7 protein-coding genes are annotated in these 12,606 nt (G+C 64.2%); 5 read left to right on the top strand and 2 right to left on the bottom strand.

Annotated elements, in window-relative coordinates; translation table 11 throughout:
• The first annotated feature begins 68 nt into the window (after positions 1 to 68).
• Positions 69 to 1,799, top strand: coding sequence for an AMP-binding protein (locus BG60_RS18600; RefSeq protein WP_008352482.1), 1,731 nt, complete (start codon positions 69 to 71; stop codon positions 1,797 to 1,799).
• A 616-nt stretch (positions 1,800 to 2,415) separates the two neighbouring features.
• Positions 2,416 to 3,363 carry an alpha/beta hydrolase gene (locus tag BG60_RS18595; RefSeq protein ID WP_034472368.1) on the top strand — a complete coding sequence of 316 codons (948 nt, stop codon included), beginning with the start codon at positions 2,416 to 2,418 and terminating at the stop codon, positions 3,361 to 3,363.
• 3 nt (positions 3,364 to 3,366) lie between these two features.
• Here the strand turns inward: BG60_RS18595 and BG60_RS18590 are convergent, their stop codons facing one another.
• Positions 3,367 to 4,212, bottom strand: a complete 846-nt coding sequence (locus BG60_RS18590) for a transporter substrate-binding domain-containing protein (RefSeq protein ID WP_008352486.1) — start codon at positions 4,210 to 4,212, stop codon at positions 3,367 to 3,369.
• A 182-nt stretch (positions 4,213 to 4,394) separates the two neighbouring features.
• Between BG60_RS18590 and hemE the strand changes: the two genes are divergently transcribed.
• Complete coding sequence (gene hemE / locus BG60_RS18585; RefSeq protein WP_008352487.1) at positions 4,395 to 5,492, top strand: uroporphyrinogen decarboxylase; 1,098 nt, start codon at positions 4,395 to 4,397, stop codon at positions 5,490 to 5,492.
• 461 nt (positions 5,493 to 5,953) lie between these two features.
• Positions 5,954 to 8,200 (top strand): primosomal protein N', encoded by a 2,247-nt coding sequence (locus tag BG60_RS18575; RefSeq protein ID WP_008352491.1) that lies wholly within the window; start codon positions 5,954 to 5,956, stop codon positions 8,198 to 8,200.
• A 1-nt stretch (position 8,201) separates the two neighbouring features.
• On the opposite strand, the gene BG60_RS38765 is transcribed toward BG60_RS18575, so the two are convergent.
• Complete coding sequence (locus BG60_RS38765) at positions 8,202 to 8,357, bottom strand: hypothetical protein (RefSeq protein ID WP_160172900.1); 156 nt, start codon at positions 8,355 to 8,357, stop codon at positions 8,202 to 8,204.
• Between the two features lie 314 nt (positions 8,358 to 8,671).
• Between BG60_RS38765 and putA the strand changes: the two genes are divergently transcribed.
• The gene (putA, locus tag BG60_RS18570) at positions 8,672 to 12,598 is read left to right on the top strand and encodes a trifunctional transcriptional regulator/proline dehydrogenase/L-glutamate gamma-semialdehyde dehydrogenase (protein ID WP_008352493.1); all 3,927 of its coding nucleotides are present in this window, start codon (positions 8,672 to 8,674) and stop codon (positions 12,596 to 12,598) included.
• Positions 12,599 to 12,606 lie beyond the last annotated feature (8 nt).

Raw genomic sequence — 12,606 nt, 5'->3', positions numbered from 1 at the left:
CCTCGCGATGCACAATGGCCTCCAATTAGCCTTCACCGGGCGGCGATTCACATTGGCGGAGACCATCGATGACAACTGAACCGACCCACGCCGGCGCGCAGATCGAACCGCGCGACGGCATTTCCTATGTTCGCGGCGCGACCGACATCCCATTGAGCGACGCGACCGTTGCGCGCTTCCTTCTCGAAACCGCTGGGAGATTCCCCGATCGCCCGGCCGTCGTGTTCCGCGAGCAGAACATCCGCTGGACGTGGCGCGAGTTCGCAAATCAGATCGACGTGCTCGCGAGCGGACTGCTCGCGCTCGGCATCGAGGCGGGTGATCGCGTCGGCATCTGGTCGCCCAACCGCATCGAATGGCTGCTCACGCAGTTCGCCACCGCGCGCATGGGCGCCACGCTCGTCAACATCAATCCGGCGTACCGGCTGGCCGAGCTCGAATATGCGCTGAACAAGGTCGGCTGCAAGGCGATCATCGCGGCCGAGCAGTTCAAGTCATCGAAATATCTGGAGATGCTGCAGACGCTCGCGCCCGAACTCGCGCATGCCGAGCCGAACGCGCTTCACGCCGCGAATCTGCCGGAATTGCGCGCCGTGATCCGCATGGGCGAGAGCAAGACGCCCGGCATGCTCAATTTCGAGGACGTGATGCGTACCGGTCGCGAACGGCTCGACGCGACGCCGCTCGACGCAGTCGAGGCGAAGCTGAAGCCGGACGACCCGATCAACATCCAGTTCACGAGCGGCACGACCGGCAATCCGAAGGGCGCGACGCTCACACATCGGAACATCGTCAACAACGCGCGCTATATCGCAATGGCGATGCGCCTGACCGAGCAGGATTCGCTGTGCATTCCGGTGCCGCTGTATCACTGCTTCGGCATGGTCCTGGCCGTGCTCGCGTGCGTATCGACGGGCTGCACGATGGTGTTTCCCGGCGAAGCCTTCGACCCCGCCGCGACGCTCGCTGCCGTGCACGAGGAAAAATGCACGGCGCTGCATGGCGTGCCGACGATGTTCATCGCCGAACTGGACCACCCGGACTTCGGGAAGTACGATCTGAGCCGGCTGCGCACGGGCATCATGGCGGGTTCGCCGTGTCCGATCGAGACGATGAAGCGCGTCGTGTCGAAGATGCATCTCAGCGAGATCACGATCGCGTACGGCATGACTGAGACAAGCCCCGTGTCCTTCCAGAGCTCGACGACCGATCCGCTCGACAAGCGCACCACGACCGTCGGACGCATTCAGCCGCATCTGGAAGTGAAGATCGTCGATCCGCTGGGCAATATCGTGCCGGTCGGCGAAACCGGCGAGCTGTGCACGCGCGGCTATTCGGTGATGAAAGGCTACTGGGGCGACGACGCCAAGACGCGCGAGGCGATCGTCGACGGATGGATGCACACCGGCGACCTCGCGACCATCGACGCGGAAGGTTACTGCAACATCGTCGGCCGCCTGAAGGACATGCTGATTCGGGGCGGCGAGAACGTCTATCCGCGCGAAATCGAGGAATTCCTGTTCCGTCATCCGAAGGTGCAGTCGGTGCAGGTCTTCGGCGTGCCCGATCAGAAATACGGCGAGGAAGTATGCGCGTGGATCGTCGTGCGTCCCGGCGAGCAGGCGAGCGAGGAGGAAATTCGCGAGTTTTGCCAAGGACAGATCGCGCACTACAAGATTCCGCGCTACATCCGCTTCGTCGACGAACTGCCGATGACCGTCACCGGAAAGGCGCAGAAATTCGTGATGCGCGCTCGCATGATCGACGAACTGAAGATCGCCGAGGCCAAAACGGCCTGAACTTCGGCGCCGCTTCGCGGTGAAAAGACAAAGGGAGCGCTGCGGCGCTCCCTTCTGTCATTGGACGAAACGTTCGGGTGTTGAAATCCCAAAACGCAAACGTTTGTCCGGGCGAAAAAAAAGCGGGCCTGGAGCCCGCTAAAAACCACACGCTACGGGGTTAGCGCGAGGAGACCAAACGTGGGATGTGTCGAATGCCTTGCATTCGAATAACGATCCCAACACCGATGCCCCAAATGTGAGTGCTTCGGCCACAGCCTGCCATCGGATCGCGTTGTTCTCGCACGACGCGACGCAATACATCCGTGTTGAAACCGTTTCAACAGATTGTGGGCGAATTGAATCCGAGTCGCCGTAACAAAGTGTTTCAGGTTGTAACCCGCGCCCGATAAGGCTCGGAGGAAATTTTCGAGCGCGATTGTCCAGATTTCGACCGATATATTGTCTGTTATTCGGACGATTAATCCGTTCGGGATGACTTGACGCGCGATTGCAGATTTTCGAACTCGTGCGATTATTCTATTTTTTTCGCGGAAATCGAACGCCCGAACGCATGAAATCGATGCGCAAAGTAGGCCGCGCGCGCATAACGACACAAAAACCTATGGAGATACGCATGAGCATTGATGCAGCCCTGCTTCGCTATTACCGCGCCGTCGAGGACGCTTTTCCGGCTTTGCCGCCCGACGCGGACGCGCTGGCGATCCGGGAGCGCTTCAGCAAGGTCGCTCGAGCTTACGCCGGAGAGCGCGACGATGCCGTAACGGCGGAAAATATTCAGCTCGATCTCGAAGGCCGCACGCTCGCCGCCCGCATCTACAAGCCGAAAGAGGCCCGCGGCCCGCTGCCGCTGATCGTGTACTTTCACGGCGGCGGCTGGGTCGTCGGCGATATCGACACGCACGATGGCCTCGTCGCACGGCTCTCGCGCGACTCGCAATGCGCGGTGGCGAGCGTCGACTACCGGCTCGCGCCCGAGCATCCGTTTCCCGCGCCGTGCGAAGACGCGCTCGACGCGCTGCTCTGGCTCGCGGAGCACCGGTCGCGGCTCGGCTTCGCGACCGACCGGCTGGCTGTCGGCGGCGACAGCGCGGGCGCGCATCTGGCGGTTGTTGCGGCACGCGGCGCGAACGAGCGCGTCGCGGGCATCGTCGGCTTGCAACTGCTGCTTTACCCGGTCATGCGTCGTCAGTTCGAGAGCCCGAGTTGCATCGCCAATGCGAACGGTCCCGGTCTCACGAACGATGAGATGAAGTGGTACTGGATCCAGTTCCTTTCGGGTGAAACACCGCAGGCGCACGATGTGCGCGCCTTTCCGCTCTCCGAGCCGTTCGAGCGCACGCCGGCGCCCGCGATCGTCGTCGCGGCGGCGTACGATCCGCTCTATGACGACGCCGTCGAACTCGAACGCTTCCTACAAGCGAACGGCGGCCGTGTCGAGCTGATCGACGCGCGCGACATGACGCACGGATTCGGCCGCATGCATTCACAGTCCGACGCGGCGCTCGGCTGGCTGCGCAAGATCGGCGAGCGCACCGGCGAACTCTTGCGCGCCGCGCGCTGACCGCTACTTCAGCCACTTGTCATAGACAGCCTGGAACTCGCCCGACGAACGGGCGAGATGCAGCCACTGATCGACATACTGCTGGAACGGCACGTCGCCGCGCGGCAGCAGATACGCCTTTTCGCCAAACTGGAACGGCTTGTCCGGATGCACCGAGCACAGCCCCGGATTGAGCTTCTGCTGAAGCAGCGTTTCGGATGCGTCCGTGACCATGACGTCGGCCTTGCCGTCGAGAATCTGCTTGAAGATGGTCACGTTGTCCGGATACTCGATCAGTTGCGAGTGCGCAAAGAACTGCTTCGCGAAGCGTTCGTTCGTACCGCCCGGATTCACGATCGTCCGCACGTTCGGCTGATCGATCTGCGCGACGGTCTGATACTTCTCGACATCGTCGCAACGCACGATCGGCGTCTTGCCGTCTTCCATGTACGGCGCGGTGAAAAACGCGCGCTTCTGCCGTTCGAGCGTCGTCGAGACGCCGCCCACGGCGATATCGCATTTCGCGATGAAGTCGTTCATCAGATTCGACCACGACGTCTTCACATACTCGGCCTTCGCGCCGAGCGACTTCGCGAGACTTTCCGCGAGATCGATGTCGATGCCCTCGAACTGCCCGTCCGGACGCAGGAACGAGTACGGTTTGTAATCGCCGGTCGTGCAGACGCGCAGCGTGTGGCGTGCGAGGATGTCGTCGAGGCGAGAGGGCGCGGCAACCGACGAAGGCGCGGGCGCGGCGGACTTTGCTCCGGCGACGGTGCCGGCCTGAATCGTCTGCGCGTGCGCGGCGTTCAAAAGCGAGAGCGACACCGCGAAGGCAGCGGCTGCGAGACTGACGGACGTGCGTTGCATCGATTCTCCTGGTTCTAGTTGTGTAAGCACACTGATCATAACGAGGGCTTCGCTTGCCCGAAATCCGGCCAAACGACATAGGCCGCGCGGCATGAGCCGTTCCGAATTGCCGGGCTCAGCCGGCGTAAACGTTCGACCGCTCCGGTAGAATGGACGATTCTCTGCCTTGAGCATCGAGCGACGTGGCACACACTCTTCTGAACGACACCTTCCTGCGCGCGCTCTTGCGCCAGCCGACCGACTACACGCCGATCTGGCTGATGCGCCAGGCAGGGCGCTATCTGCCGGAATACAACGCGACGCGTGCTCGGGCGGGCAGTTTTCTCGGTCTCGCGAAGAATCCGGATTACGCGACCGAAGTCACGCTTCAGCCGCTCGAACGCTTTCCGCTCGACGCCGCGATTCTCTTCTCGGACATCCTGACCGTCCCCGACGCAATGGGGCTCGGTCTGAACTTCGTGCAGGGCGAGGGGCCGCGTTTCGAGCGCACGGTGCGTACCGAAGACGATGTGAAGCGCCTTGCCGTGCCGGACATCGGCGCGACGCTTTCCTACGTCACCGACGCCGTAAGCCAGATTCGCCGCGCGCTCACCGACGCGCAAGGCCGCCAGAAGGTCCCGCTGATCGGCTTCTCCGGTAGTCCGTGGACGCTCGCGTGCTACATGGTCGAAGGCGGTGGCTCGGACGACCATCGCACGGTCAAGTCGATGGCGTATTCGCGGCCGGACCTGATGCATCGCATTCTCGAGGTCAACGCGCAAGCCGTCACCGCTTACCTGAACGCGCAGATCGAAGCGGGCGCGCAGGCCGTGATGATCTTCGATACATGGGGCGGCGCACTCGCGGATGGCGCGTATCAGCGCTTCTCGCTCGAATACATCGCGAAGGTGGTTGCCGGCCTGAAGCGCGAGCACGATGGCGCGCGCGTCCCGGTCATCACGTTCACGAAGGGCGGCGGACTCTGGATCGAGGAAATCGCGGCGACGGGCGTCGATGCGGTCGGTCTCGACTGGACCATGAATCTCGGCCGGGCGCGCGAAAAGGTCGGCTCGCGTGTAGCGCTGCAGGGGAACATCGATCCGAGCGTGTTGTTCGCGCCGCCCGCGTCGATCCGCACCGAAGCGCGCGCCGTGCTCGAAAGCTTCGGCAATTTTCCGGGCCACGTCTTCAACCTGGGCCACGGCATCTCGCAGTTCACGCCGCCGGAAAATGTCGCGGAGCTGGTCGACGAGGTTCATCGACATAGCCGCGCCATGCGCGCCGACCAAGCCGCCCGGTAAACGGCGTACGAAAGCCTGCGTTGCGGACGCGTGCTGCAGTGCAATATCGGTGATTCGGGGCAAGTGATCAGGAACTGGAGGGTTCTGTCCGGATCGCCCGCCTCAGGCGGCGCTCCCCGATGTCAAGACTGAACTTATGCACAATTTGTTCGCTGCGGCGCGCCATCAGACGTATGGCTTACAGCAACCAATAAGATGTCGCTATATGTGCTTCAAGCCAATGATTCTTAACGCATTTCGACGGCTTCGCCCGAAATGTGGGTTAGCGCACATAAGGGATTCGTGACATTGTTTGCGGCGATCACGGACGCACTTCTCAACAAAGTTATCCACAGGGCTGTGGAAAGCATCGGAAATCCAAAAATAATCGGCGGTTTACAGACGATTCTGATGTTTCACTTTAACTTCTCCCGCCTCGGGCGCTTGGTTCTGTCGAACCGTCTTGCGCGGGGTCCCGCGCGGTGACTGATCTATTCGTCCGCGTCGCCGTCGATCAGCCCATGCCCGTGCTGTTCGACTACCGCTATGCGCTGCCGGCCGCGCCTGCCGTCGGCATGCTGGTGCAGGTGCCGTTCGGGCGACGCGAAGTCGTCGGGTTGATCTGCGAAATCGCCCATTCAAGCGACGTGCCCGCTGCCAAACTGCGCGACATCACTTCGATTTGCGAAGGCTGCGCGCCGCTGTCGGAAAAGTGGATCGCGCTTGTCAGCTTCGCCGCCGATTACTATCAGCGCGGGCTGGGCGAAGTCGCGCTGCCGGCGCTTCCGCAGGCGTTGCGCGACGCCTCGCGCTGGGATCGCCTTTTTGCCGTCGAGCCGCGCTTTCGGATTCTCCCCGAAGGGCGCGCGCAACTCCCCGATGCTTTGCCCGCCCGCGCCAGCGCCCTCCGGCGTCTCGCCGATGCGCTCGCGGAACAGCCGTCGCTGACGTTGTCCGACGCGCGTGCGTTGCATCCGAAAGCGGGCGCGACCTTCGACGACTGGATCGCGCGCGGATGGATCGAAGCGGTGACAGCGCAGATCGCCGAACCCGACGCGAGCGCGCCCATGCTGCCGACCGGCGCGGTGCCGCTGCCCTTGCTGACCGATGAACAACGCGAAGCCGTCGATGCAATTTCCGGCGCGCAAGGGTTCGCCCCGTTCCTGCTGCACGGCGTGACGGGCAGTGGCAAGACCGAGGTGTATCTGCACGCGCTCGCCGCGTTGCTCGCCGACCGGCCTGACGCGCAGGCGCTCGTCCTCGTTCCCGAAATCAATCTGACGCCGCAGTTCGAAGCGGCGTTTCGCGCGCGTTTCGCGGCGCTCGCGGACGGCTCGATCGTCACGATGCACAGCGGACTCGCCGAAGGCGAACGCGCGCGCAACTGGCTCGCGGCGCATACGGGCAGCGCGCGCATCGTGCTCGGCACGCGCCTCGCGATTCTCGCGTCGATGCCGAAGCTCGCGATCATCGTCGTCGATGAGGAACACGATCCCGCGTACAAGCAACAGGAAGGCTTGCGCTACTCCGCGCGCGATCTCGCCATCTATCGCGCGAAGCAACTGGATATTCCCGTCGTGCTCGGATCGGCGACGCCATCGCTCGAAACCTGGTGGCAGGCCGAGCAGGGCCGCTACACGCGACTCACGCTCACGCGCCGCGCCGTCGCCGAAGCGGTGCTGCCGAGCGTCCGGCTCATCGATCTGGAAGAGGAAAGACGGCGAGGCCGCGCCTCGGTCGAGGGGCTCGCGGGGCCGCTGATCGCGGCGCTGAAGACACGCGTCGAGCGCGGCGAGCAAAGCCTCGTATTCCTGAACCGGCGCGGCTATGCGCCGATCCTGTCCTGCGAAGCCTGCGGCTGGGTCGCCGGTTGTCCGCGTTGCAGCGCGTATGCCGTGCTGCATAAGCCTGAGCGCGCGCTGCGTTGTCATCACTGCGGCTGGGAATCGCGCATTCCGAAGTCGTGTCCGGAATGCGGCAACATCGATATCGCGCCGATGGGCCGCGGCACGCAGCGCGTCGAGGAAACGCTCGCGAGCGTGGTGCCGGGTGCTCGCGTGCTGCGCATCGACGCCGACAGCACGCGCCGCAAAGGCAGCGCGCAGGCGCTTTTCTCCGATGTCCACGCGGGCGAAGTCGACATTCTCGTTGGCACGCAGATGATCGCGAAGGGCCATGATTTCCGGCGCGTGACGCTCGTCGGCGTGCTGAACGCGGACACCGCGCTCTTCTCCCACGACTTTCGCGCGAGCGAGCGGCTCTTCGCGCAACTGACGCAGGTGAGCGGGCGCGCCGGACGCGCGGGCTTGCCCGGCGAAGTGATGATTCAGACGCGCTATCCGCGTCACGCGCTGTATCAGGCGCTTTCGCGACAAGACTACGTGGGTTTCGCCAATTCGACGCTCGCCGAACGCCGCGACGCGCGTCTGCCGCCGTTCGTCTATCAGGCGATGCTGCGCGCCGAAGGCCGCACGCTCGATGCGGCGCTGAAATTCCTCGAAGAAGCGGCGGCGGCGTTCGGACCTCTGCCCGGCGCTGAGCGCGTGACGGTCTACGACGCGGTTCCGCTCACCATCGTGAAAGTGTTCAATGTCCACCGTGCGCAACTGCTGCTCGAAAGCGCGTCGCGGGCCGCGCTGCAGGCGTCGCTGCGCGCGTGGCAGCCGGTGCTGCGCTCCCTCAAGGGCGTGCTGCGCTGGAACGTGGAAGTCGATCCGCTGGACGTCTGATTCAGATTTCGGCGCGTGGAACGTCGCTGACCGCGCGGTCGCCTTGGCCGGAAGCGTCATCGGACCGATGAACGTGCGGCGACGCGCCCCGCACGAACAACACGACGCAGACCGCGAACATCGCCCAAACGCCGGCCACCACCATCCAAGTGCTCATGCTCGTTGCTCTCCCCGAAATCGCGGAATATCGACCGCTGAAGGCGTCGCCATCGACGGCGCATGGCGTTTATAACGGCGGTGTCCGAGGATTTACTTAGGGGCCGTCTCAAAAATTCCGGATTAGGGAAACTACTAGGCACCGAGCGCCGCGCGCCATCCGGCGGTGCACCGCTCAAAGCCTTGTGCCACAAGGGTTTCATTGTGGTGCAACCCTAGCGAAAATCTCGGTTGCACCTTTTAAATCAGCGGGGTACGATTCGCCAACTTTTCAGGTCTCTGGCCGGCCGAGCACGACCGGCAAACGAAGGAAATATGGCGAGCACAACCCTAGGCGTCAAAGTCGACGATCTGCTGCGTTCCCGGCTCAAAGATGCCGCGACGCGCCTCGAACGCACTCCCCACTGGCTTATCAAGCAGGCGATCTTCGCTTATCTGGAGCGCATCGAGCATGGCCAGCTTCCGCCCGAACTGACGGGTGCGAACGGCTCGTCGGAAATGGCGGATGCACCTTCCGTCGATGGCGACGAAGACGGCGCGCCGCATCCGTTCCTCGATTTCGCGCAGAACGTGCAGCCGCAATCGGTGCTGCGCGCGGCGATCACGGCGGCGTATCGCCGGCCGGAGCCGGAGTGCGTGCCGTTCCTGATCGGTCAGGCGCGACTGCCTTCGAACGTCGCGGCCGAAACCGAAAAGCTCGCGACGAAGCTCGTCGAAGCGCTGCGCGCGAAAAGCTCGGGCGGCGGCGTCGAAGGTTTGATCCACGAATTCTCGCTGTCGAGCCAGGAAGGCGTCGCGCTGATGTGCCTCGCCGAAGCGCTCCTGCGCATTCCCGACCGCGCCACGCGCGACGCGCTGATTCGCGACAAGATCAGCAAGGGCGACTGGAAATCGCACATGGGCCAGGCGCCGTCGCTGTTCGTGAACGCGGCGACGTGGGGTTTGATGATCACCGGCAAGCTCGTCACGACGAACAGCGAAGCGGGCTTGTCGTCGGCGCTGACGCGTCTGATCGGCAAGGGCGGCGAGCCGCTGATCCGCAAGGGCGTCGACATGGCGATGCGCCTGATGGGCGAGCAGTTCGTCACCGGCGAGACGATTTCCGAAGCGCTCGCGAACAGCCGCAAGTACGAAGCGCGCGGGTTCCGCTACTCGTACGACATGCTCGGCGAGGCCGCGACGACGGAAGAAGACGCGCAGCGCTACTACGCGTCCTACGAGCAGGCGATCCACGCGATCGGCAAGGCGGCGGGCGGGCGCGGCATCTACGAAGGCCCGGGCATTTCGATCAAGCTCTCCGCGCTGCATCCGCGTTATTCGCGCTCGCAGCAGGAACGCACGATGAACGAGCTGCTGCCGCGCGTGCGCTCGCTCGCGCAACTGGCGCGCCGTTATGACATCGGCCTGAACATCGACGCCGAGGAAGCCGATCGTCTCGAAATCTCGCTCGATCTGCTCGAAGCGCTCTGTTTCGATCCGGAGCTCGCGGGCTGGAACGGCATCGGTTTCGTGGTGCAGGGTTATCAGAAGCGCTGCCCGTTCGTGATCGACTATCTGATCGATCTCGCGCGCCGCAGCCGTCATCGCCTGATGATTCGCCTCGTGAAGGGCGCGTACTGGGACACGGAAATCAAGCGCGCGCAAGTCGATGGACTCGAGGGCTATCCGGTCTATACGCGCAAGATCTACACGGACATCTCGTATCTCGCGTGCGCGAAGAAGCTGCTCGGCGCGCCGGATGCCGTCTATCCGCAATTCGCGACGCACAACGCGTTCACGCTCTCCGCGATCTATCACCTCGCCGGACAGAACTACTATCCCGGCCAGTACGAGTTCCAGTGCTTGCACGGCATGGGCGAGCCGCTCTACGAAGAAGTCACGGGCCGCGACAAGCTGAACCGTCCGTGCCGCGTGTATGCGCCGGTCGGCACGCACGAAACGCTGCTCGCGTATCTCGTGCGCCGTCTGCTGGAAAACGGCGCGAACACGTCGTTCGTGAACCGCATCGCCGATGAATCGATTCCGGTGAAGGAACTCGTGCGCGATCCGATCGACGAAGCGCAGGCGATCACGCCGCTCGGCGCGCCGCACGCGAAGATTCCGCTGCCGCGTCAGCTTTACGGCAACGAGCGCTCCAATTCGATGGGCCTCGATCTGTCGAACGAGCATCGGCTGGCTTCGCTGTCGTCGGCGTTGCTGGCGAGCGCGCATCATCCGTGGCGCGCGGAACCGATGCTCGAAGGCGGTGACATCGGCAACGGCGTCGCGCGCGATGTGCGCAATCCGTCGGATTTGCGCGATCTCGTCGGCACGGTCGTGGAAGCGTCGCCGGAACAGGTGAGCGCCGCGATCGCCAACGCGGTCGCCGCCGCGCCGATCTGGCAGGCGACGCCGGTCGAAGACCGCGCCGATTGCCTCGCGCGCGCCGCCGATCTGCTCGAAGCGCAAATGCACACGCTGATGGGCCTCGTCGTGCGCGAAGCGGGCAAGTCGCTGCCGAACGCGATCGCGGAGATTCGCGAAGCCATCGATTTCCTGCGCTACTACGCGTCGCAGATTCGCGCCGAGTTTTCGAACGATACGCATCGCCCGCTCGGTCCGGTCGTGTGTATCAGCCCGTGGAACTTCCCGCTCGCGATCTTCATGGGCCAGGTCGCCGCTGCGTTGGCCGCGGGCAACCCGGTGCTCGCGAAGCCCGCTGAACAGACGCCGCTGATCGCCGCGCAAGCCGTTCGCCTCCTGCGCGAAGCGGGCGTGCCGGCGGGCGCGGTGCAACTGCTGCCGGGCAATGGCGAGACGGTCGGCGCGGCGCTCGTCGCCGATCCGCGCACGCGCGCCGTCATGTTCACCGGTTCGACGGAAGTCGCGCGCCTCATCAACAAGACGCTGTCCGAGCGCCTCGATCCGGATGGCCGCCCAATTCCGCTGATCGCCGAAACCGGCGGCCAGAACGCGATGATCGTCGATTCGTCGGCTCTCGCGGAGCAGGTCGTCGCGGACGTGCTGCAGTCGTCGTTCGATTCGGCTGGCCAGCGCTGCTCGGCGCTGCGCGTGCTGTGCCTGCAGGACGACGTCGCGGATCGCACGCTCGAGATGCTGACCGGCGCGATGAACCAGCTCGCGGTCGGCAATCCGGATCGTCTGTCGACGGATGTCGGTCCCGTCATCGACGCCGACGCGAAACGCGGCATCGACGCGCATATCGCCGGGATGCGCGACAAGGGCCGCAACGTCACGCAACTGCCGCTGCCCGACACCTGCGCGCAAGGCACGTTCGTGCCGCCGACGCTGATCGAGCTCGATAGCATCGACGAACTCAAGCGCGAAGTATTCGGCCCGGTGCTGCATGTGGTGCGTTATCGCCGTTCGAACCTTGATAAACTCCTCGACCAAATTCGCTCGACGGGTTATGGCCTCACGCTCGGCATCCATACGCGTATCGACGAAACCATCGCGCACGTGATCTCGCGGGCGCATGTCGGCAACATCTATGTGAACCGCAATGTGATCGGCGCCGTGGTCGGCGTGCAGCCGTTCGGCGGCGAAGGGCTGTCGGGCACGGGTCCGAAGGCGGGCGGCGCGCTGTATCTGCAGCGTCTGCTCGCGAAGCGCCCGACCGGTCTGCCGAAATCGCTGGCGAGCACGCTCGTCGTCGATCAGGTGGCGTCGAAGGACACGCCGACGGCCGCGCTCACCGCATTGCGCGACTGGGCGATCGGCGAACGCGATCCGCAGACGGCCGCGCGTTGCGACGGTTATCTGCAGCATGTGATGGCGGGCGCGACGGCCGTGTTGAGCGGACCGACCGGCGAACGCAACACGTACACGCTCGGCGCGCGCGGCACGGTGCTGTGCGTGGCGGCGACGGCGAGCGGCGCGCGCGCGCAACTAGCCGCCGTGCTGGCGACGGGCAACAAGGCGTTGTTCTCCGGCTCGGCGGGCGAGCAACTGGCGGCGTCGTTGCCTTCTGCGCTCAAGCCGTTCGCGATGGTCAGGAAAGCGGCGGAAGACTTCGACGCCGTCTTGTTCGAAGGCGACAGCGATGAACTGCTGTCGCTCGTGAAGGAAGTCGCGAAGCGTCCGGGACCGATCGTATCGGTGCAGGGCGTGGCTGCAGGAGCGTTCGCCGACGCTGGCCACGACGGTGAAGACTACGCGCTCGAACGTCTGCTGACGGAACGCTCGGTGAGCGTGAACACGGCGGCGGCGGGTGGCAATGCGAATTTGATGACGATCGGTTGAGACACCCC

The organism is Caballeronia zhejiangensis (genome assembly GCF_000698575.1).
GTDB lineage: Bacteria > Pseudomonadota > Gammaproteobacteria > Burkholderiales > Burkholderiaceae > Caballeronia > Caballeronia zhejiangensis.
Note: the sequence above shows the minus strand (reverse complement) of the source record. Positions and strands in the feature narration are given on the sequence as shown.

Coding starts and splice junctions, on each gene's coding strand:
- putA (WP_008352493.1), top strand. CDS start 8,672: ATGGCGAGCACAACCCTAGGCGTCAAAGTCGACGATCTGCTGCGTTCC.
- BG60_RS38765 (WP_160172900.1), bottom strand. CDS start 8,357: ATGAGCACTTGGATGGTGGTGGCCGGCGTTTGGGCGATGTTCGCGGTC.
- BG60_RS18595 (WP_034472368.1), top strand. CDS start 2,416: ATGAGCATTGATGCAGCCCTGCTTCGCTATTACCGCGCCGTCGAGGAC.
- BG60_RS18590 (WP_008352486.1), bottom strand. CDS start 4,212: ATGCAACGCACGTCCGTCAGTCTCGCAGCCGCTGCCTTCGCGGTGTCG.
- BG60_RS18600 (WP_008352482.1), top strand. CDS start 69: ATGACAACTGAACCGACCCACGCCGGCGCGCAGATCGAACCGCGCGAC.